Raw genomic sequence first — 21441 nt, 5'->3', positions numbered from 1 at the left:
CTTGCCGCATGCGTGAACCAACCTCCCGCCGCGCCGCGCGCGGCCGCACCGAACACAGTCCGCTGCCGGATTTCTGCCAGCTGCCGGCGCTGTTCGCGCTGCTGGTGGTGGGCGCGCTGACGGTGACCGTGATGTGGCTGGCGCGCGACGATCCGCGCGACTGGTCGGCCTACAGCGTCGGCATGCTGTTCGTGACCCTGCTGGGGATGGTGGCGGCGGTGGCGCTGTGCGGGCTGCGGCCGTGGCTGCAGCGCCTGCCAGGACACCTGCCGTATGTCGGCGTGTGGCTGCTGATCCTGCTGCTGGTGCTGCTCGCCAGCATCGTGGCGCACTGGTTCGACGGCGCACTGCAGATGCATCTGGTGCGCGGCAGCCTGCCCGTGTTCGTGCGCGACAACGTGCTGATCGCCGCCCTGCTCGGCGCCGCGATGCTGCGCTATTTCTACGTGCTGGCGCAGTGGCAGGCGCGGCTGGCGGCGGTCACCCGCGCCCAGGTCGAGGCACTGCAGGCGCGCATCCGCCCGCACTTCCTGTTCAACAGCATGAACACCGTGGCGGCGCTGATCCGGGTCGACCCCGATGCCGCCGAGCGCACGGTGGAGGACCTCTCCGAACTGTTCCGCGCCGCGCTGGGCCAGCACGACAACGCCGACGGCACGCTGGGCGAGGAGCTGGCGCTGGTCGAGCGCTACCTGGCGATCGAGCAGCTGCGCCTGGGCGAACGCCTGCGCGTGCGCCGCGAGCTGGATGAGCTGCCCGCCGATTTCCCGCTGCCGCGCCTGCTGCTGCAGCCGCTGGTGGAGAACGCGGTGCGCCACGGCATCCAGCCGCTGCGCGCAGGCGGCGAGGTGATCCTGCGCGGCCGGCGCGAAGGCCGCGGCGTGCGCATCGAGATCATCAACCCGCTGCCGGCCACCCCGCCCGCTGCCGGCAACGGCCATGGCCTGGACAGCGTGCGCCGGCGCGTCGCCTACCGCTACGGGCCGCAGGCGAAGGTGCAGGCCGGCGCGCAGGGCGAGCACTTCGTGGTGCTGCTGCAGCTGCCCGGAGGAAAAAGCTGATGCGCGTGCTGGTGGTCGACGACGAGCCGCTGGCACGCGCGCGCCTGGCCGCGCTGCTCGGTGACTGCGCCGGCGTGGAAGTCGTCGGCAACGTCGGCGACGGCGAAGCCGCGCTGGCCGCGCTCGGCGAACTGCAGCCGGACGCGCTGCTGCTGGACATCAACATGCCCGGGATCGACGGCGTGGCGCTGGCGCAGCGCCTGGCCGGCCGCGCGCGGCCGCAGGTGATCTTCTGCACCGCCTACGAGGCGCATGCGCTGAAGGCGTTCGAGCTGGGCGCGGCCGACTACCTGCTGAAACCGGTGCGGCTCGACCGCCTGCGCGAGGCGCTGCAGCGCGCGCAACGCCGCTTCGCCGACGCCCCGCGCGAACCGGCCGCCTACCTGTACGGCCGCCTGCGCGGCGAGCAGGTACGCATCGCACTGGACGAAGTGATCTGCCTGCTCGCCGACGAGAAATACGTAGTCGTGCAGCACCGCCGCGGCGAGCTGCTGATCGAGGATTCACTGCGCCAGTTGGAAGAAGCCTACCCCGACCAGCTGATCCGCCTGCACCGCAACTGCCTCGTCCCGCCGCCGCGCCTGCTCGGCCTCAAGACCCTCGCCGACGGCCGCGTGCTGGCGCGGCTGGACGGCACCGACCACGCTCCCGAAATCAGCCGGCGCAACCTGCCGGCAGTGCGCAAGCTGCTGCGGCTGGGGTGAATGCACGCGGCTGCCAAACCCCGCGAACAAGCCGGAACGATGATTGTTATCACCGTGATTTGTGGGAGATAAGACATAGCGCTGCGCTTTGTGGGATATCCAACTTGGCAGGATCATGGCGGACATGACCGGCGCCTACGACCAACGCATTGAAACCATGCAGTTTTGCTTGCTTGACGACCGAGGGTCGAAAGCTGAATATCCGACGTATATGTTCCGATCCGGGGCTTACTAAGAGTTAACACTCATGCCCGACATCACAGTATTCCAAGCAGTGACACTGGCTATCGCGGCTGTTGGTGCGGTGCTCGGTATCATCAACACATGGCGCGCAATCGACCAGAATTGCGTCAAGCTAAGGGTTATTCCGGCTCACGCCATTCCGTATGGTGGCGCACCTCAAAACATTCGCTTCTGTGTGCAAGTCACAAACCTAAGCCAGTTCGCCGTAACGCTTGACGACGCTGGCGTGTTCTTTCAGGGTACAAACAAGCGAGGCAGCATCGTCAATCCCGTGTTCGCAGACCATGGCCCTTGGCCTCGGCGTCTAGAGCCTCGCAGCTCTGTGTCAATTTACAGCGAGCTTCCACGCTCCAGTACAGGCCGCAAGATTAAGTGTGCCTTTGCTCGTACACAGTGCGGTCGTACAAAAACTGGCGTCAGCCCGGCGCTACGGGAGATCGCAAATGAGCGTTGACCAATCGTTCGAGGCGGACGGCTGCGCCGCCGCTTAACTCTAGTGTAAGCACCCGACTTGGAGTGCGTTCGAAAGTTCAATCACAGCGGGGTAACCGAGGAGCACCATGGAAGTCGTCGGTAGCGTATCACTTGTTGTGCTCGGCGCGATATTGGGTTTTGTCGCAACGAAACTCTCAAGTTGGCAGGAAAGCCGGTCCCGGCGTAATTTGCTAATTGGGATGTTCAAGTACGAGCTACGTCGCGTCAAGAACGAGTTTCCTACATATGATGAAAGCCTGGTTTTTCATCGAGACACACTACGATTTGCTAGCATTGAAAAACTTATCGAAGGCAATTGTCTTAGCTACAAGCGTGAGGGTAAACTCATCCAGGAGCTACTGTTCTTTCGCATCGCCGTAGCTCGTTACAACGATTTCGTTTCAGTTTCTAACTACACACAGAATTGTGGCAGCATGTCCAATGAGGCGCATCGCGAAGTATTCAATATTATCGCGGACTATCACCTTTTAGTACGAGAAATAAAAGCACGTATCACGCTCCTGCTTCCCAATGAGATTCCAGAAGTCGGCGGCCTTTAGGATTTCTGCTCGCGCTGTCAGTGCGCTGCGTGCTGAAAGTGGAGGGTCACAGTCAACTTTCCATTGCCACACACACGAAAGTGCAACCGGACCCTTGTTTAGCTTGTTTGGGAATCCATGCGGCCAGCCCCGCTCCACCTGGGCTGAACGAACGGCGTGCTTCAATGGCCGCTGACCTACCGCCAGGAGAGCCGGCATGGCCCACCCCTACAAGATCGGCGACCACGTGCGCTGGAATTCGGAAGCCGGCTACGTGACCGGCCGGATCATCGCGGTGCACACGCGCGACGCCGATTACAAAGGCCACACGCGCCGCTGCAGCGAGGCCGATCCGCAGTACGAGATCCAGAGCGACAAGACCGACCACGTCGCCATGCACAAGGGCGCGGCGCTGCACAAAATCGACTGAGATGCCCGACGACCCTGCCACGCTCTGGACCATCGGCCATTCCACCCGCACGCTGCAGGAGTTCTTCGGCCTGCTCGACGCCTACCGGATCGAGGCCGTCGCCGACGTGCGGCGCTTTCCCGGTTCGCGTCGCCATCCGCATTTCGCCAGCGATGCGCTGGCCGCCACGCTGCCCGCGCACGGCATCGCCTACCGCTGGATGCCCAAGTTGGGCGGCCGCCGCAAGGTGCAGCCCGGCTCGCCGAACACCGCGTGGCGCAACGCCTCGTTCCAGGGCTACGCCGACTACACCGCCACGGCAGAGTTCGCCGAGGGTCTCGCCGAACTGCTGGCACTCGCCCGCGAAAAACGTACTGCCATGATGTGCGCCGAGGCGGTGTGGTGGCGCTGCCACCGCTCGATCATTTCCGACGTGCTGAAGCTGCGCGGGATCGAGGTGATCCACATCATCGATGCCGCGCATGCCACGGTGCACCCGTACACCTCGCCAGCACACATCGTGGACGGCCAATTGAGCTACGCGCCGGCGCAGGGCGGTTTGCTTTAGATCGAAAGGCGAGAGCGGCAAAGCCGGAACAAGAGCTCTTTGGCTCTTTGCTCTCGCAACCGCGCAGCGGTTGCACACCGAGTACGCACCATGGCGAGGGCATGGATGCCCGAGTTGAGGCAACGCAGGAGCGGTTGCCCGATGGGCGGCAAGCGCCAAGCGGGTGGCCTTTCTCTTTGGTTACTTTCTCTTTACTCCGGGCATCCTGCCCTACGCCCTTCGGGCCAGCTTCGCTGTTCGCGCACGCTTCCTGCGTGCGCGTGGCCACGCAAAGAGAAAGTGACTCGGGCACCAACGGCGCACGATAGCTCTTGCTCTGCCTGCAGGCTCCGTCGCAGACATGATGGATGAAGTGCGATGCCTGCCTGCGCAGGCATGACGAAGTGGAGTGTGAGGCTTGTCGATGTCATCGGCGGGGGCGGACCGTTCGGGGAATGTGAGTGGAAGTGGCAAGAGCATCGCGCGCGAGCGCGCTCCTACACGGGGAAGCGCAAGAGGAAGACGACTCGTAGGCGCGCGACAGCTCTTGCTCTGCCTGCAGGCTCTGCCGCAGACATGATGGATGAAGTGCGATGCCTGCCTTCGCAGGCATGACGAGGAGCGGAGATGCGGCGCGAACGGCCTGCCTTCGGCGGCATGACGAGGTGAGGATACGACGTGCCTGCCGGTGCGAACGGTGGGGGAAGTCAGCCGTTCGGGCACAGACGTGGGGGGCGCAAGGGCATCGCCCGCGAGCGGGCTCCTACGGGGGCAGCGGGGAGTGATGCGGAACGCGCTACTCCTTCTTGACCGCGTGCCCGCCGAACTCGTTGCGCAGCGACGCCAGCAGCTTGTCGGCGAACGAGTCGCTGTCGCGCGAGCGGAAGCGCTCCATCAGCGACAGCGTGATCACCGGGGCGGAGACGTTGAGTTCCAGCGCGGCGTTCACGGTCCAGCGGCCTTCGCCGGAATCGACCACGTAGGGCGCGATGCCGTCCAGGTTCGGGTTCTTGCCGAGCGCGTCGGTGGCCAGGTCGAGCAGCCACGAGCGCACCACGCTGCCGGTGCGCCAGATCTCGCCGACCTGGTGCAGGTCGAGGCCGAACTCCTGCTTGTGCTTGAGGATCGAGAAGCCTTCGGCGTAGGCCTGCATCATGCCGTACTCGATGCCGTTGTGGACCATCTTGGTGTAGTGGCCGGAACCGGCCGGGCCGACCCGGCCCCAGCCCTGGTCCTTCGCCGGCGCCAGCGCCTCGAAGATCGGCCGCAACGCCTCGACCGCTTTTTCGTCGCCGCCGATCATCATGCTGTAGCCCTCCTTGAGGCCCCACACGCCGCCGCTGGTGCCGCAGTCGACGTAGCCCAGGCCGTGCTCGGCATACCGTTGCGCTCGGCGCAGCGTGTCCTTGTAGTTGGAATTGCCGCCGTCGATCACGGTGTCGCCCTTGGCCAGCAGCGGCAGCAGCGCGTCGACGGTGTCGTCGGTGATCTTGCCGGCCGGCACCATCAGCCACAGCACGCGCGGTGCCGGCAGCGCCTTGACCAGCGCTTCCAGCGAGGCCACCGGCGCGATGCCGTTCGCTTCGGCTGCCTTGCGCGCGTCCGCGTTCGGGTCGAAACCCGCGACCTTGTGGCCGCCCTTCACCAGGCGTTCGGCCATGTTCGCGCCCATGCGCCCGAGACCCACCATGCCAAGTTCCATCGTGTTCACTCCGTAACGGGAAAGGTTGTCGTGTTCATGCGTGCTGCTGGCCGGCATCCAGCCAACCGCCGTCGAAGCCGGCGCGGCGCAGGCCGTCGACGATGGCGCGGCAGCCGCGCATCAGTTGCCACGGCAGGCCGCTGCGATGGTTCTCCACCATCAGCACGATCGGGCCGAGGTTGAGGCCGAAGAAATACGGCGAGACCCAGCCGCCCGGCGCCCGGCCGGACGGGTCGACCCAGGTCTGGTTGAAGCTGGCCTTGAAGCCGTAGGGATGCGCGTCGTGCAGCTGCAGCGTGTGGATGAAGTGGTGCACGGTGGGCAGAACGATCTCCGGCGCGAACGGCAGCGAGGCCGCCACCACCCACGGCGCCAGCGTGCCGTCGTCGAAGCCGTACGGCACGCCGCGGCCGACGTAGTCCTCGAAGCGGCGTTCGATGCCGTCGATCCTGCGCGTGGCCGGGCCGGGGCCGTCGCAGGCGGTGATGCCCCAGCAATGCTCGCTGTAGCCGCTGAAGCCGAGCGGGTTGTCGCTGGCGTAGCGCTGCTGCACCTGGGTGGCGCGGCGGCTGTTCTCGAAGTAGTCGATGCCCTTGTCGCGCATGAACGCGTCCTGGATGCCGCGGAAATCGATCCATGCCTGCGACAGCTGATGGGTGAACAGCGGGCCGCAGTACAGGTAGTCGATGTCGTAGCAATGCTTCCACTCGTAGGTGGACGACCACGCCGCGTACGCCGCCGGCGGCAACGGATGGGTGGGCGAACCGAGTGCCAGCACGTACAGCAGCAGCCCCTCGTCGTAGCCCTGCCAGCGATGCGGGATGAAGCCGCTCTCCGGGTGCCAGCCGTGGCCGAGGGTGCCGTCCGCGGCCTGCGCCCACGGCCACTCCGCGCGCTGGTAGAGGAAGTTCGCGGTGTCGCGGATCTCCTTCTGCCCGGCGCTGTCGCCGTCGAAGTACGCCGCGGCGGTCAGCATGCCGGCGAACAGGAAGGCGCTGTCCACCGTGGACAGTTCGCACTGCCACGCGCGCCGGCCGGTCTGCATGTCGAGGAAGTGGTAGTAGAAGCCGCGGTAGCCGCTGGCGTCGGGTTCGGTGCCCTGCGGGCTGTCGCGGAAGAAGCGCAGCGTGGCCAGGGTGCGCTTGATTGCGGCATCGCGGCTCAGCAGGCCGCGTTCGACCGCCACCGGGTAGCAGCTCAGCGCCAGCCCGGTGGCGGCGATGCTGGCCGGCCAATCGGTTGCGGTCTTGTCCGCCACCAGACCATTCGCCAGGTTCGTCTCGCACCGGAAGTAGGCGAACGCCTTGTCCTGCAGGTGTTGCAGCAGCGGGTCCGCTGCGGACGGATGGCTGGGGGGTTGGGCGGGCATGGATCTCGTCGTGGTCTTTCGCGGTGACCGCAGCATGCAAACGAAAGATGCTGCGACGGCCAATCGCCGGCCGATATCGCGGGCATCGTACTCCGCGACGTGGTGAAGCGCAGGTTGACGCCGCGCATGCCGTGGCCGGCGCATGCTGGTTTTTTTGCCGCCGTCGACAGGAGTCGCCATGTCATCGCCTTCCCCCCGCAGCATCGATGCGGAGCAGCGCTGCCTGCTGTCCAACGGTCGCTACAGCGTGATGCTGGATGCGAACGGCGCCGGCTTCAGCCGCTGGCGCGGCCTGGCGGTGACGCGCTGGCGCGAGGACCCGGTCGGCGACGGCTGGGGCAGCTACCTGCTGTTGCGCGACGAGGACGGCGGTGAAACCTGGTCGGCCAGCCGGCAGCCGTACGGCACGCACAGGCCGGACGACGCGGTCGCATTCGAGCCGAGCTGCGCCCGTTTCAGCCGGCGCCACCACAGCGTGCACAGCGTGCTGGAAGTTGCGGTGGCGGCCGAGGCCGACGTCGAGCTGCGCCGGCTCACCCTGAGCAACCACGGCGACCGCACGCGTACGCTGTCGCTGACTTCGTACGCCGAACTGGTGCTCGGCCCGATCGGCGCCGACAACACGCACCCGGCGTTCTCCAAGATGTTCGTGCAGACCGCATGGGACGAGGCGCACCGCATGCTGCTGGCCACGCGGCGGCGGCGCGACGGCAGCGAAGCCGAAGTGTGGGCCGCGCAGGCGCTGCAGGTCGTCGGCGAGGATGGCGGCGATGCCGGCGAATTCGAAACCGACCGCGCACGCTTCCTCGGCCGCCTGCACACGCTGCGCGACGCACAGGCGATGCAGCCGGGCGCCGCGTTGTCGCACACCGCCGGTTGCGTGCTCGACCCGGTGTTCAGCCTGCGCCGGCGCTTCACGCTGGCGCCGGACAGCAGCGTGACGCTGCTGCTGTGGACCCGACTGGCCGATTCGCGCGACGGCGCCATCGCCCTGACCGCGCAACTCGGCGATCCGGCCGCCGCCGCGCGGCTGTTCGACGGCGCGGCACGCCAGGCCGAAGCCGAATACGCGCAGCTCGGCATCGGCGCGGCGCAGGCGGCACGCTTCGCGCGCTGGATGAGCGCGCTGCTGTGCAACGATCCATGCCAGCGCGCGGCGCCCGACGTGCTCGTACGCGGCCACGGCGGCGCGCCGGTGCTGTGGTCCACCGGCATCTCCGGCGACCGGCCGATCCTCCTGCTGCGCCTCGGCGAGAGCGACGACCTGACGCGCGTGAGCGAGGTGCTGCAGGCGCAGCAGCATTGGCGCCGTCAGCAATTCGCCGTCGACGTGGTGCTGCTGCAGGCCGCCGGCGAGGCGCGGCAGGCCGCGCTCGATTCGCTGGTGGGTGCGCAGCAGGCGCGCCTGAAAACCGACGACCCGCTGCCCAAGGCCGAGCTGTTCGCGTTGCGCGACGACGCGATCGGCGCGGATTTGCGCAGCGGCCTGCTGACGGTGGCACGCGTGGTGCTGGACGAGGCGCCGCCCGCGCAGGCCGCGGCCGGATCGCCAGCCGCCCGCGCCGTGCCCGCGCCGATCCGCGCGACCGCCATGGCAGCGGCCGTCACCGCCAACGCCGATGCGCCGGAATTCGCCAACGGCCACGGCCGCTTCGTCGACGGCGGCCACGCCTACCGGATCGACCTCGACGAGGCGCATCCCACGCCCGCGCCGTGGGTCAACGTGATCGCCAACCCCGCGTTCGGCTGCATGCTGTCGGCCGAAGGCGGCGGGTACGCGTGGTCGCTCAACAGCCAGCAGAATCCGCTGACGCCGTGGCCGAACGACCCGGTCAGCGACCGCCCGCACGACGTGCTGTACCTGCGCGACGAGGACAGCGGCGTGCTGTGGAGCGCGTGCGCGCTGCCGATCCGCGTGGCCGGCGCGCACTACGCGGCCACCCACGGCAAGGGCTGGACGCGCTTCGAGAACGACGCGCACGGCATCGAGCTGGAGCTGCTGCAGTGCGTGCCGACGGACGACCCGCTCAAGCTGTCGCGCCTGCGCCTGTGCAATCGCTCGCCGCGCACGCGACGGCTGTCGGTGACTGGCTATGTGGAGTGGGCGCTGGGCGCGAACGGCAGCACGCCCGCGCCGTTCGTGGCCACCTCGCGCGACGAACGCACCGGCGCATTGTTCGCGCGCAACCGCTGGCGGCCCGACTTCGGCGACCGCGTGGCGTTCATCGACCTGGCCGGGCCCGCGCATTCGATGAGCGGCGACCGCCACGAATTCCTGGGGCCGCTCGGCACGGTCGCGCAGCCGCTGGCACTGCGCGACGGCACGCCGCTGTCCGGCCGCCTCGGTGCCGGGCTGGAGCCTTGCGGCGCGCTGCAGGTACGCATCGAACTGCCGCCGGGCACGCAACTCGACCTGCGCTTCCTGCTCGGCGACGCCGCCGACGAAGCCGCCGCGCAAGCGTTAATCGGCAAATATCGCACGGCGGATATCGATGGCGTGCTCGCCGAGGTCGCCGCGCAATGGAACGGCCTGCTCGATGCCGTGCAGGTGCGCACGCCCGATCGTGCGCTGGACCTCCTGCTCAACGACTGGCTGCTGTACCAGGTCACCAGTTGCCGGCTGTGGGCGCGCACCGCCTACTACCAGGCCAGCGGCGCCTACGGTTTCCGCGACCAGCTGCAGGACGTGATGGCGCTGTGCGTGAGCCGCCCCGATCTCTCCCGCGAACACCTGCTGCGTGCGGCCGGCCGCCAGTTCGTCGAGGGCGACGTGCAGCACTGGTGGCTGCCGCCGGGCGGCCAGGGCATCCGCACCAGGGTCAGCGACGACCGCCTGTGGCTGGCGTATGTCGCCGCGCACTACGTCGAGGTGAGCGGCGACGCTGAAGTGCTGGACGAGATGCTGCCGTTCCTCGCCGGCCAGCCGATTCCCGACGGCGCCACCGACGCGTTCTTCCTGCCCGGGCACTCCGACCAGCAAGCCACCGTGTACGGGCACTGCGCACTCGCGATCGACAGCAGCCTCACCCGCGGCGCGCACGGCCTGCCGCTGATCGGTACCGGCGACTGGAACGACGGCATGAACGCGGTCGGCGCCGCGGGGCGCGGTGAGAGCAGCTGGCTCGGCTGGTTCCTGCTCGCCACGATCGCCGCGCTGGCGCCGTACGCCGAGCGACGCGGCGAGAAGGCGCGCGCGCAGCGCTGGCGCGACCATGCCGACGAGCTGCGTGCCGCGCTGGAACACGCCTGGGACGGCCAGTGGTATCGCCGCGGCTACTACGACGACGGCGCACCGCTCGGCTCGCGCGAAAGCGACGAATGCCGCATCGATACCATCGCGCAATCGTGGAGCGTGCTGGCCGGCATCGGCGATCGCGCGCATGCGGCGCAGGCGATGGACTCGGTCGATCGCCTGCTGGTCGACCACGATCATCGCATCGCCCGCCTGTTCACCCCGCCGTTCGACCACGGCCGCGAGAACGCCGGCTACATCAAGGGCTACCCGCCCGGCGTGCGCGAGAACGGCGGCCAGTACACGCACGGCGCGGTGTGGTCGATCTTCGCCTGGGCTGGCCTCGGCGACGGCGACCGCGCCGGCGCCCTGTTCGACCTGCTCAACCCGATCCGCCATGGCGACCGCCCCGCCGCGGAGGCGCGCTACCAGGTCGAACCCTATGTTGCCTGCGCCGACGTCTATTCGGTCGCCCCGCACACCGGCCGCGGCGGCTGGACCTGGTACACCGGTTCGGCCGGCTGGCTGTACCGCGCCGGGCTGGAGGCGTTGCTCGGCTTCCATCTGAAAGGCGACCGGCTGCGCATCGATCCCTGCATGCCCCGAGACTGGCCGGGGTTCGAACTGACTTACCTCCATCGTCGGACTCGCGTCAGCCGCTACGTGATCCGCGTCGAGAATCCGACGCGGGTCTGCCGCGGCGTGGCGCACATCGACATGGACGGCCAGATGCTGGATGCCGATGCTGCACTTGCACTGCCTGATGATGGCGAAACGCACCAGCTACTCATCACGCTGGGCTGCGTGCCTACCCGCACGCATCCAGACCCGTAACGCCACGGCGGGTACCGCCCGCCGGCTCCCCGAAACCGCTCCCCGACGATGGACCGGCAGATCGGGGACGCTAGCCTCGCCGCGTGCGCGAAGCGCCGAGCTTGCGCGTCAGCGTGTTGCGGCCCACGCCGAGTGCCTGCGCTGCGTTCTGCCGATGCCCCTCGTGCGCCTGCAGCGCGGCCTGCAGCAGGGTCTGGTCGAGCGCCGCGCGGGCGCGCGCGTGGATGTCCGCCTCGCCATCGGCCAGCGCCTGCACCGCCCACTCGCGCAGCGCGTCGGTCCATTCGCCGCCGCGCGTCGCATCGGCGCTGCTGCCGAGGTCGGCCGGCAGGATCTCGCTGCCGGGCGCGATCACCGCCAGCCGCCGGCACAGGTTTTCCAGTTCGCGCACGTTGCCGGGATAGTCGCGCTGGGCGACCAGTTTCAACGCGGGCTTGGAGAAACGCTTCGGCGGCAGTTTCAGCTCCTGCGCGGTGGCGGCGAGGAAGTGCCGGGCCAGCAGCGGAATGTCGGCACGGCGGGCGCGCAGCGGCGGCAGCTCGATGCGCACCACGTCGAGCCGGTGCATCAGGTCGGCGCGGAACGCGCCGGCGGCGACACGCGCGGCCAGATCCTGGTGGGTGGCCGCGACGATGCGCACGTTGCAGCGGATCAGCTCGCGCCCGCCGACCCGGTAGAACTCGCCGCCAGCCAGCACGCGCAGCAGGCGCGTCTGCAGGATCAGCGGCATGTCGCCGATCTCGTCGAGGAACAGCGTGCCGCCCTCGGCCTGTTCGAAGCGCCCGGCCACGCGGCGGGTAGCGCCGGTGAACGCGCCGGCCTCGTGGCCGAACAGCTCGCTCTCCAGCAGCTCGCTGGGAATCGCCGCGGTGTTCAGCGCCACGAAGGGCTGGCCGCGGCGCGCGCTTTCCTCGTGCAGCGCGCGCGCCACCAGTTCCTTGCCGGTGCCGGTCTCGCCGGTGACCAGCACGTTGAGGTCGCTGGCGGCGACGCGACCGATCAGCCGGAACACCTCGCGCATCGGCGCGCTCCCGCCGAGCAGCGCATGAGTCGGCGCGAGCGCCGCGCCGGCGACCGGCGTCGGCGCAGCCACGCTGGCCAGCGCGCGCTGCACCGCGGCCACCGCCTGGTCGAGGTCGAACGGCTTGGCCAGGTAGTCGACCGCACCCAGGCGATACGCCGCGGCGGTGGTGGCCACGTCGGTGTACGCGCTCATCACGATCACCGGGCCGATGCCCTGCGCCTGCAGCTCGCCGAGCAGATTCAGACCGTCCTCGCCCGGCATGCGCACGTCGGTCAGCAGCAGCGCGGGACGCGCCTCGCGCAGCGCCGCGCGCACGCCGGCCACCGCGTCGAACTCGCGCACCGCGAGCCCGGCGTCGCGCAACGCCTCGGCCAGCACGAAGCGCACGGCGCGGTCGTCGTCGGCGATCCAGATTTCTTGCAGGAGCGCAGGCTGCGCTCCTGCCGGTGATTTGGCTCGATCAGTCATGCGTGCGCTCCAGCGGCAGGTACAGCGAGAACACGGTGTGGCCGGGGCGGCTGGCGTGGCGCAACTCGCCGCCGTGCTCGTGGGCGATCTCGCGCGCCAACGCCAGGCCGAGGCCGCTGCCGTCGGCGCGGCCGGAGACCAGCGGCTGGAACAGCGTGTCGCGCAGCGTGGGGGGCACGCCGGCGCCGTCGTCGATCAGGTCCACCCGCAGCGCCATGCGCAGCATCCGTTCGCCCACGCGCACGCCGTGCTCGACCCGCGTGCGCAGGGTGAGCGTGCGTGCGCCGGCTTCCAGCGCGTTGCGCGCCAGGTTCAGCAGCAGCTGGTGCAGGCGGTCGGCGTCGCCGTGCAGGTCCGGCGCGCTGGGGTCGTAGTCGTGATGCAGTTGCGGCGGCGCAGGCTCGGCCAGCAGCAGGTCGGCGAGCCGTTCCAGCAGGCGATGGATGTTGACCGGGCCGAGTTGCGCCGCGCCGTCGTGACGCAGCAGGCGGTTGGCCAGTGCGCCGAGCCGGTCGGCCTCGGCGATGATCATGCCGGCCAGCGCCTGCAGGTCCTCGCCCTCGACCCGCCGCTGCAGCAGCTGCGCGGCGCCGCGCAGGCCGGCCAGCGGGTTCTTCACCTCGTGCGCGAAGCCCCGCAGGGTGGCCGACAGCGGCGAAGCGGCCGACGGCGGCTCGGCCAGCACGTGCACTTCCAGCAGCAGGCCGTCGCCGAACGGCTGCAGCGCGATGTCCGCGCTGAGCTCGCGGTCGTCGGCCGCGGCCAGCGCCACGGCGCGCCACTGCGCCGGCCGCTGCTCCGCCCGCACCTTCGCCGCCCGCGCCATGCCTTCGTCCGCATCGTCCAGCAGCAGCCCGAGCGGTTGCCCCACCGCGTGGCGGAAAGCCAGCCCCAGGCACTCGACCAGGGCGGGGTTGAGCCAGCGCAGGCGCAGCTGCGCGTCGACCAGGGCCAGCCCGGTCGCCATCTGCTCTGCCCATGTCCGCCACGCCTGCTCGCTCATTGCACCATCATGGGCAATGTCTCGTCTTGGTGCAAATCGGCCCTGGGCTGCGTTCCGGCGCTTAGTCGCGATGCCCAGCCGATCCGGCCATCGCGACCGCACGCGCGGAGGCACGGTCACCGCAGCGTCGAGCGCACCGATGGCCTCATCCAGCACGGCCGGGAACGGCCGGCACAGGATCACCCGGGCCAGCCGCAGGCACTGCCGTTCGCCGCCGGAAAGCCGCCCGCTGAAGCGGCTGCGCCGGAACTGGCGGCGATCCGCCGGACGATTTTTACAGCGCATTCACCCGGCTGATTCCACTGTGCGCAGACGCGCGAGCAGACACCGCGGGCAGGAGCATCCCATGTCGTCCGAACCGCAGGCCGGCCTGAGCCGGGCCTTCATCAAGCAGCAGCGCCAGCGCCTGGTCGCGTTGCGCAGGCGGCTGCTGGGCAGCGAGCAGGATGGGCTGGCCGGCGAACGCGACTTCCAGCTCGAGCACGGCGACGAGGCCGCCGAAGACGAGGACGCCGCACAGGCTTCGTCGCGGCACGAAATCGAGCAGGCGCTGCACGACGTGGACGACCGCCGCCTGGCGAACATCAAGCGCGCGCTGCAGAAGATCGCCGAGGGCAGCTACGGCTGCTCCGACCTCAGCGGCGAGCCGATCCCGCTGGTGCGGCTGCAGAGCACGCCCGAGGCGGTGCTCACCGTGCAGGAAGAACGCGCCCGCGAGGCGCGCGGATAACCCATCGACCCGATCATCGAGTCCGCCATGACCATCCTCGCCGCCGGCACCCGCGCACCGGCCTTCACCCTGCATGCCAGCCCCGACCAGAGCGTGGCGCTGAAGGAGTTCCGCGGCCGCAACGTGGTGCTGGCGTTCTACCCCGCCGACTGGAGCCCGGTGTGCAGCGACCAGCTGGCGCTGTACAACGAGCTGCTGGACGAGTTCGCCCGGTTCAACGCACAGCTGCTGGCGATCTCGGTGGACGGCGTGTGGAGCCACGCCGCGCTGGCGCGCGAGCGCAGGTATCGCTTCCCGCTGCTGTCCGACTTCGAGCCGAAGGGCAAGGTGGCGCGCGCCTATGGCGTGTACGACGCGCAGCTCGGCCTGGCGCAGCGCGCGCTGTTCGTGATCGACGGCGACGGCATGATCCGCTGGAGTCACCTGTCGCCGATCGGCGTGAACCCGGGGGCGGCCGGCATCGTCAACGCGCTGGAGGCGCTGCCCTCGAACAACGTGCAGAAGGCGCTGCCCGTGAACCTCGCGCGGGAGGCCTCCTGATGCTGCACGAGGACTCGATCCTGGCCGCGCCGGTCACCGCGCACGACCATGTCCAGGGCAACGGCCACGCCGTGGTGACGCTGCTGGAATACGGCGATTTCCAGTGTCCGGCCTGCGGCAGCGCCTACCCGCTGGTGAAGCAGCTGCAGCACCGCTACGCCGGCAACCTGCGCTTCGTGTTCCGCCACTTCCCGCTAGCCCAGGCGCACCCCTACGCGATGCTCGCCGCCGAGCTGGCCGAGGCGGCGGCGGTCGAGGGCCGCTTCTGGGCGATCCACGACTGGCTCTACGAGCACCAGCCGGACTGGGCTTCGTCCGGCGGCGCCGGGCTGGAGGCCGGCGTGCGCGCGCTGGGCCTGGACGAGGCGACGATCGCCGCCACGCTGCGCAACCCCGACATCGATGCGTCCATTCGGCGCGACTTCATGGGCGGCGTGCGCAGCGGCGCCAACGGCACGCCCAGCTTCTTCGTCAACGGCTACCTGTACCAGGGCGACTTCGACACGCTGGCGCACCGCATCGGCCGGGTGATCGCGCGGCAGCAGTGACAGCGTGCGGCCGGCACCCGAAACGCCCACCACCACGAACGAGAAGACCATGCCCTCCACCGAACCATTGCCGGGAAATCTCCAGGCGCTGCTGCCGCGACTCGAAGCGCTGTACACCGACATCCACGCGCATCCCGAACTCTCGATGCAGGAGACCCGCACCGCCGGCCTGGCCGCCGACCACCTGCGCGCGGCCGGCTACGACGTGACCACCGGCGTCGGCAAGACCGGCGTGGTCGGCCTGCTGCGCAACGGCGACGGCCCCACCGTGATGCTGCGCGCCGACATGGACGCGCTGCCGGTCGAGGAAGCGACCGGCGCGCCGTACGCCAGCAAGGTCACCGCGACCGACCACGAGGGCAACACGGTGCCGGTGATGCACGCCTGCGGCCACGACATGCACGTCGCCTGGCTGGTCGGCGCCGCGACGCTGCTGGCGCAGACCCGCGACAGCTGGCGGGGCACGCTGATGGCGGTGTTCCAGCCGGCGGAAGAGACGGCCGAAGGCGCTCAGGCGATGATCGACGACGGGCTGTTCAAGCGCTTCCCCAAGCCTGACGTGGTGCTGGGGCAGCATGTCATGGTGGGCCCGGCCGGCGCCGTCGGCGGGCGCAAGGGGGTGATCACCTCGGCCGCCGACAGCCTGCAGATCCGTCTGTTCGGGCGCGGCGCGCACGGCTCGATGCCGCAAGCCAGCATCGATCCGGTGGTGATGGCGGCGGCGACGGTGCTGCGGCTGCAGACCATCGTCGCCCGCGAGCTGGCGCCGACCGAGGCGGCGGTGCTCACGATCGGCTCGCTGCAGGCCGGCACCAAGGAAAACGTGATTCCCGACGAGGCCGTCATCAAGCTCAACGTGCGCACCTTCGACGAGGGCGTGCGCGCACGCGTACTCGCCGCGATCACCCGCATCGTCAACGCCGAGGCGGCGGCCTCCGGCGCGCCGAAGCCGCCGGAGATCACGCCACTGGACAACTATTCGCTGGTCACCAACGACGACGTGGCGACCACGCGCGTGGTCGAGGCCTTCCACCGTCACTTTCCCGCCGAGCGCATCCGCGAAACCGGCCCGACCTCGGCCAGCGAGGACTTTGGCTCGTTCGGCGCCGAGTGGCAGGTGCCGTCGGTGTTCTGGTTCGTCGGCGGCACCGACCCCGACACCTATGCGAAAGCGAAGGCGGCGAACCGGCTCAACGAGATCCCGACCAACCACAACCCGCGCTTCCTGCCGGTGCTGCACCCGACCCTGCAGACCGGCGTGGAAACGCTGATGGTGGCCGCGCGGGCGTGGCTGGCGGCGCCCTGAGCCTTGGCAGCGCCGGCACCACGGCGCAAGGAACTGACATGGGAACCTGCGTCTTGCAGTGCGGCCGGATGTTCGATGGCGTCTCCGCACGCCTGAGCGGTCCGCTCGAGATCCTCGTGGAAGAGGACCGCATCGCGGCGATCGGACCCACGGTACGCCGGCCGCCCGATGCGCAGACGATCGACCTGTCGGAGCGCACCGTCAGCCCCGGCTTCATCGACTGCCACGTCCACCTGACCATGGACGCCGCCGACCTGGCGCAGCAGACGCTGACCTCGTCCGCAACCAAGGCGCTGAAGGGGCTGAGCATCGCCCGCGAGTACATGCGCTACGGCTTCACCACGCTGCGCGACATGGGTTGCGTCGATCCGGACTTCCCCACCGTGGATCTGCGCAACGCGCTCGCCGCCGGCCTCGTCGAGGGGCCGCGGCTGATCGTCGCCGCGCACATCATCAGCTCCTCGGCCGGGCACGGCGACCTGCGCGGGTTCTACGGCCCGCGCTGGGACATTCCGGTTTCCGCCATCGCCGACGACGCGGGCACGATCAAGGCGCTGGTGCGCCGCGAGCACGCCTTCGGCAGCGACTGGATCAAGACCACCAACACCGGCGGCTACTTCAGCCCCGGCGACGACCCGGCCCGGGTGACCTGGTTCGACGACGAGATGAACCTGCTCGCCGCCACCGCGCGGCAGCTCGGCATGCCGGTGGCGGTGCACACCGGCGCCGCCGACGGCTGCCGGCAGGCCATCCGCGCCGGCGCGCGCAGCCTGGAACACGCCTACCTGATCGACGCCGAGGCGCTGGCGATGGCGCAGCAGGCCGGCGCCTGGCTGGTGCCGACGATGCAGATGACCCAGGAAGACCTGCACGCCCTGCACGAGCACACCTTGCCGTGCCAGGCGATCTGGAAGTTCAGCCGCGACAGCGGCACGATCGTCGAGTCGCAGCGGCTGATCGCGCAGAGCGCGGTGAAAATCGCCTACGGCACCGATTGCGGCATGTTCCCCTTCAGCCACGGCATCCTCGAATTCCAGGCGATGGTGGCGGCGGGCCTCACGCCACTGCGCGCGCTGAAAGCCGCCACCAGCGTCGCGGCGGAGCTGCTCGGCCAGGACGACATCGGCGTGCTCGCGGCCGGCAGGCACGCCGACATCGTGGCCATGCCGGGCGACCCGCTGGCCGACATTGGCGTCACCGCCAGGGTGGATTTTGTGATGAAGAGCGGGCGCGTCTATCGCGGACCGGCGACTGCGACGAGCCACTGAAGACTGGAACGCGACGTGACCCGTCAACGGGGGCCGCGGGCTCCGCCGGCGCTCAGCCGAACTGCACCGACAGCATCGAGATCGAGCCGCCGTCCATGCCCTCGACCGGGAACGTCGCCGCGTCGCCTTCGCCGCTGGCGCCGAGCACGTACAGCAGCGGCAGGTAGTGCTCCGGCGTGGGCACCGACAGCTCCGCGTCCGCACCCAGCGACTCGTAGTTCACCAGCGACTCGTGGTCGCCCCGCAGCATCAGTTCGCGCACCCGCGACTCGAAACGCAGCGCCCAGTCGAACGGCTGCTGCGGATGCCGGCCCCAGGCATAGGCGTGCAGGTTGTGCACGATGTCGCCGCTGCCGACCAGCAGGATGCCCTCGTCGCGCAGCGGCCGCAGCAGCCGGCCCAGCCCGTAATGGAACGCCGGCGGCTGCGACTCGTCGATCGAAAGCTGCACCACCGGCACGTCGGCGGCGGGAAACACATGACGCAGCACCGACCAGGTGCCGTGGTCCAGTCCCCACGCAAGATCCCCGCGCACCTCCAGCGGCTGCAGCAGTTCGCGCACGCGGCGCACCAGGCCATGATCGCCGGGCGCCGGGTATTGCACCTCGAACAGCTCGCGCGGGAAGCCGCCGAAATCGTGGATGGTGCGCGGCGCCGCCATCGCGGTGACCGCGGTGCCCGGCAGGTACCAGTGCGCCGACACCGACAGCACCGCACGCGGCCGCGGCAGGCGCTGGCCGAGCGCCGCCCAACTTCGGCTCCAGTCGTTGTCGTGCAGGGCGTTCATCGGATTGCCGTGCCCGAGGAAGACCGTCGGCATACGCGTATTCATGGCATGTCCCGTGAGTGGTGGTGAACGAGCCGCGCCGACGGCAAGGCCCGCCATGGCCGCGGGTTTCTCGATCGGCGGCACGCACGCCGCGGAGGCCGGCCTTCGAGCGTGCCCGCGGGCCCCAGTTTCATGCACGTATTGGTTACATGCTCCGCGTTAGTCTGCCGTGATCGTCAGTGCAACATCCAACCATATGGAAGGCCATCTGCCGGCCTCTCAGCGGGCAGGTTGCCAATGCCCCACAACCTCGGGTTGAGGAGAAAGCCGTGGCCGCCATGCCGGCATCACCAAAAACTTTCGAGGGGTTCGAAGCCCTGCCGATCGCCGGAACCTGGCGCAGCGGCCGATCCACCCGCCACAACACCGACATCGATCCCTACACCGGCGACACCTTGGTCACGATTCCGCTGGCCGCCACGCAGGACGTGGACGATGCCTACTTGGCGGCCGGCGCGGCGCAGGCCGCCTGGGCCGCCACCGCGCCGGCCGAGCGTGCGCTCGTAATGCACAACGCCGTGCGCGTCTTCGACGAGCGCCGCGAGGAGATCCTGTCGTGGCTGATCCGCGAAGCCGGCTCGACCCGGCTGAAGGCAAACATCGAATGCGACAGCGCGCGGGCGGTCACGCTGGAGGCCGCCTCGTTCCCATACCGCGTGGCCGGCCGCATCCTGGCCTCGGACATTCCCGGCAAGGAGAACCGGGTCTACCGTCGCGCACTGGGCGTGATCGGCATCATCAGTCCGTGGAATTTCCCGCTGCATCTGACCCAGCGCTCGCTGGCACCGGCGCTGGCGCTGGCGCTGGGCAACGCGGTGGTGGTCAAGCCGGCCAGCGACACTCCGGTCAGCGGCGGCCTGCTGCTGGCGAAGATCTTCGAGGAGGCCGGCCTGCCGCCCGGCGTGCTCAACGTCATCGTGGGCGCGGGCAGCGAGATCGGCGATTACTTCGTGGCACACCCGCAGCCCCGGCTGATCTCCTTCACCGGCTCAACCGCCGTGGGCCAGGGCATCGGCCGCCTCGCCAGCAGCGGCACGCACCTGAAGCGGGTGGCGCTGGAACTGGGCGGCAACAGCCCGTTCGTGGTGCTGGGCGACGCCGATGTGGAACAGGCCGCGCGCGCCGCGGTGTTCGGCCGCTTCCTGCATCAAGGCCAGATCTGCATGAGCGTCAACCGCATCATCGTCGACGCGCAGCTGCATGATGCGTTCGTCAAGCGCTTCGTGGCGCGCACGCGGACGCTGCAGGTGGGCGACCCGAACGACATCGCCACCGCGATCGGCCCGATCATCGACGCCGCCCAGCTGCGCGGCATCGTCGAGAAGATCGCGCTGGCCAAACAGCAGGGCGCCACCGAGTTGCTGGGCGGCGAGGCCGATGGGCAGCTGCTGCCGCCGCACGTATTCACCGACGTCCCGGCGGACAGCTCGCTGTTCCGCGACGAATCGTTCGGCCCCATCGTGCCGATCGTGCGCGCGAAGGACGAGGCCGACGCGCTGCGGCTGGCCAACGCGACCGGTTACGGCCTGTCCAGCGCGGTGTTCTGCGGCGACATCGATCGCGGCGTGCGCTTCGCCCAGCGCATCGAGGCGGGCATGACTCACGTCAACGACATGTCGGTGAACGACGAACCGCATGTGCCGTTCGGCGGCGAGAAGAATTCCGGCATCGGGCGTTTCGGCGGCGAGTGGATCATCGACGAGTTCACCGCGGCCCACTGGATCTCGGTGCAGCACGTCCCACGTAGCTACCCGTTCTAGACCGCCGGCACGAACCATCACGAGCAGGACCATCCGCATGGCAACCGCAAACAGCATCCAGAGCAAGCCCGGCCCGGGCAGCGGCGGGCTGGTCATCCGCGGCGTACTGCCGGCCCTCGCTGATCTTCACCGGCGTCTGGCGCACTGCGCTGGGCAACGAACTCCGCTCCGGATGATCGCGGCTCCGGAGCACATATCGACAACCATGCAAGCGGGAGCCATGTCATGCACATCGCCTTGATCGGGGTCAGTGGGCGCGTCGGCTCGCGTCTGCTGGCAGAGTTGCTCCGGCGCGGCCACCACGTCACCGGTATCGCCCGCAATGCCGCGATGGTGGCCGCCCAACCACGGCTGGTGCTGAAGAACGCCGACGCGAACCAGCCGGCACAACTGGCGCCGCTGCTGGAAGGCCACGACGCCGTGGTCAGCGCGATGAAATTCGCCAGCACCGATGCGGCGGCACTGATCGCCGCGGTGAAGCAGGCCGGTGCGCAGCGGCTGGCAGTGGTGGGCGGGGCCGGCAGCCTGGAAGTCGCGCCCGGCCAGGCACTGATCGACGCGCCGGACTTCCCGGCGGCGTACAAACCGGAGGCGGAAGCCGGGCGCCGCTTCCTCGACATGCTGCGCAAGGAACCGCAGCTGGACTGGACCTTCCTGTCGCCCTCCGCCGAGTTCGCTCCCGGCGACCGCACCGGGACATTCCGCCTCGGCGGCGACCGCCTGCTCACCGACGCGAATGGCCGCAGCTGGATCTCGATGGAAGACTTCGCGATCGCCATGGCCGACGAACTGGAGACACCCAGGCATTCGCGGCAACGCTTCACCGTCGGTTACTGACACCCATCCGCATC

The 21441-nt window shown here is 69.3% G+C and carries 19 protein-coding genes; 14 read left to right on the top strand and 5 right to left on the bottom strand.

Annotated features, from left to right (window positions below):
* Window positions 1–8: 8 nt before the first annotated feature.
* The 6 genes from R2APBS1_RS00545 (at window position 9) to R2APBS1_RS00530 (ending at window position 3998) form a co-directional block, all read left to right on the top strand.
* Entirely contained in the window at window positions 9–1061 is a 1053-nt protein-coding gene (locus R2APBS1_RS00545; RefSeq protein WP_015446431.1) for a sensor histidine kinase, read from the top strand.
* Window positions 1061–1765 carry a LytR/AlgR family response regulator transcription factor gene (locus tag R2APBS1_RS00540; protein WP_015446430.1) on the top strand — a complete coding sequence of 235 codons (705 nt, stop codon included), beginning with the start codon at window positions 1061–1063 and terminating at the stop codon, window positions 1763–1765. Before R2APBS1_RS00545 ends, R2APBS1_RS00540 begins: the two co-directional genes overlap by 1 nt.
* 247 nt (window positions 1766–2012) lie before the next feature.
* Window positions 2013–2462 carry a hypothetical protein gene (locus R2APBS1_RS19955; protein ID WP_015446429.1) on the top strand — a complete coding sequence of 150 codons (450 nt, stop codon included), beginning with the start codon at window positions 2013–2015 and terminating at the stop codon, window positions 2460–2462.
* 106 nt (window positions 2463–2568) lie between these two features.
* Entirely contained in the window at window positions 2569–3042 is a 474-nt protein-coding gene (locus R2APBS1_RS19950; RefSeq protein WP_015446428.1) for a hypothetical protein, read from the top strand.
* Between the two features lie 196 nt (window positions 3043–3238).
* Window positions 3239–3451 (top strand): hypervirulence associated TUDOR domain-containing protein, encoded by a 213-nt coding sequence (locus tag R2APBS1_RS00535; RefSeq protein ID WP_015446427.1) that lies wholly within the window; start codon window positions 3239–3241, stop codon window positions 3449–3451.
* Window position 3452: 1 nt separating this feature from the next.
* The gene (locus tag R2APBS1_RS00530) at window positions 3453–3998 is read left to right on the top strand and encodes a DUF488 domain-containing protein (RefSeq protein ID WP_015446426.1); all 546 of its coding nucleotides are present in this window, start codon (window positions 3453–3455) and stop codon (window positions 3996–3998) included.
* 775 nt (window positions 3999–4773) lie between these two features.
* On the opposite strand, the gene gnd is transcribed toward R2APBS1_RS00530, so the two are convergent.
* Together gnd and R2APBS1_RS00520 are read right to left on the bottom strand one after the other, a co-directional pair.
* Window positions 4774–5679: a phosphogluconate dehydrogenase (NAD(+)-dependent, decarboxylating) gene (gnd, locus tag R2APBS1_RS00525; RefSeq protein ID WP_015446425.1), complete on the bottom strand. Its 906-nt coding sequence runs from the start codon at window positions 5677–5679 to the stop codon at window positions 4774–4776.
* A 34-nt stretch (window positions 5680–5713) separates the two neighbouring features.
* Window positions 5714–7048 carry a glucoamylase family protein gene (locus R2APBS1_RS00520; protein ID WP_015446424.1) on the bottom strand — a complete coding sequence of 445 codons (1335 nt, stop codon included), beginning with the start codon at window positions 7046–7048 and terminating at the stop codon, window positions 5714–5716.
* A 178-nt stretch (window positions 7049–7226) separates the two neighbouring features.
* On the opposite strand from R2APBS1_RS00520, the gene R2APBS1_RS00515 reads away from it, so the two are divergent.
* The gene (locus tag R2APBS1_RS00515; protein ID WP_015446423.1) at window positions 7227–11114 is read left to right on the top strand and encodes a GH36-type glycosyl hydrolase domain-containing protein; all 3888 of its coding nucleotides are present in this window, start codon (window positions 7227–7229) and stop codon (window positions 11112–11114) included.
* A 70-nt stretch (window positions 11115–11184) separates the two neighbouring features.
* Here the strand turns inward: R2APBS1_RS00515 and ntrC are convergent, their stop codons facing one another.
* Both ntrC and R2APBS1_RS00505 read right to left on the bottom strand, forming a co-directional pair.
* Window positions 11185–12606, bottom strand: coding sequence for a nitrogen regulation protein NR(I) (gene ntrC, locus R2APBS1_RS00510; protein WP_015446422.1), 1422 nt, complete (start codon window positions 12604–12606; stop codon window positions 11185–11187).
* A complete protein-coding gene (locus R2APBS1_RS00505; RefSeq protein WP_015446421.1) occupies window positions 12599–13609 on the bottom strand; it encodes a two-component system sensor histidine kinase NtrB in 1011 nt (336 codons plus the stop codon). The genes ntrC and R2APBS1_RS00505 overlap by 8 nt, the downstream gene beginning before the upstream one ends.
* Window positions 13610–13955: 346 nt before the next feature.
* On the opposite strand from R2APBS1_RS00505, the gene R2APBS1_RS00500 reads away from it, so the two are divergent.
* The 5 genes from R2APBS1_RS00500 to R2APBS1_RS00480 are packed head-to-tail and all read left to right on the top strand — an operon-like array spanning window position 13956 to window position 18001.
* A complete protein-coding gene (locus R2APBS1_RS00500) occupies window positions 13956–14339 on the top strand; it encodes a TraR/DksA family transcriptional regulator (protein WP_015446420.1) in 384 nt (127 codons plus the stop codon).
* Between the two features lie 27 nt (window positions 14340–14366).
* Window positions 14367–14879 carry a redoxin domain-containing protein gene (locus R2APBS1_RS00495; RefSeq protein ID WP_015446419.1) on the top strand — a complete coding sequence of 171 codons (513 nt, stop codon included), beginning with the start codon at window positions 14367–14369 and terminating at the stop codon, window positions 14877–14879.
* Window positions 14879–15427, top strand: a complete 549-nt coding sequence (locus R2APBS1_RS00490) for a DsbA family protein (protein ID WP_015446418.1) — start codon at window positions 14879–14881, stop codon at window positions 15425–15427. Before R2APBS1_RS00495 ends, R2APBS1_RS00490 begins: the two co-directional genes overlap by 1 nt.
* Window positions 15428–15476: 49 nt before the next feature.
* Window positions 15477–16733, top strand: coding sequence for a M20 family metallopeptidase (locus R2APBS1_RS00485; RefSeq protein ID WP_007510229.1), 1257 nt, complete (start codon window positions 15477–15479; stop codon window positions 16731–16733).
* Between the two features lie 38 nt (window positions 16734–16771).
* Complete coding sequence (locus R2APBS1_RS00480) at window positions 16772–18001, top strand: metal-dependent hydrolase family protein (RefSeq protein WP_015446417.1); 1230 nt, start codon at window positions 16772–16774, stop codon at window positions 17999–18001.
* Between the two features lie 52 nt (window positions 18002–18053).
* On the opposite strand, the gene ygiD is transcribed toward R2APBS1_RS00480, so the two are convergent.
* Window positions 18054–18833: a 4,5-DOPA-extradiol-dioxygenase gene (ygiD, locus tag R2APBS1_RS00475; RefSeq protein ID WP_015446416.1), complete on the bottom strand. Its 780-nt coding sequence runs from the start codon at window positions 18831–18833 to the stop codon at window positions 18054–18056.
* 275 nt (window positions 18834–19108) lie between these two features.
* Here ygiD and R2APBS1_RS00470 point away from each other — a divergent pair, with 275 nt between their 5' ends.
* Together R2APBS1_RS00470 and R2APBS1_RS00465 are read left to right on the top strand one after the other, a co-directional pair.
* A complete protein-coding gene (locus R2APBS1_RS00470) occupies window positions 19109–20590 on the top strand; it encodes an aldehyde dehydrogenase family protein (protein WP_041676836.1) in 1482 nt (493 codons plus the stop codon).
* Between the two features lie 225 nt (window positions 20591–20815).
* On the top strand, window positions 20816–21427 hold the full coding sequence (locus tag R2APBS1_RS00465) for an NAD(P)-dependent oxidoreductase (RefSeq protein ID WP_015446414.1): 612 nt from the start codon (window positions 20816–20818) through the stop codon (window positions 21425–21427).
* The last annotated feature ends 14 nt before the right edge of the window (window positions 21428–21441 follow it).

Origin of the sequence: Rhodanobacter denitrificans (genome assembly GCF_000230695.2) — a bacterium.
Classification (GTDB): domain Bacteria; phylum Pseudomonadota; class Gammaproteobacteria; order Xanthomonadales; family Rhodanobacteraceae; genus Rhodanobacter; species Rhodanobacter denitrificans.
This window is presented reverse-complemented; position numbering and strand designations above follow the sequence as displayed.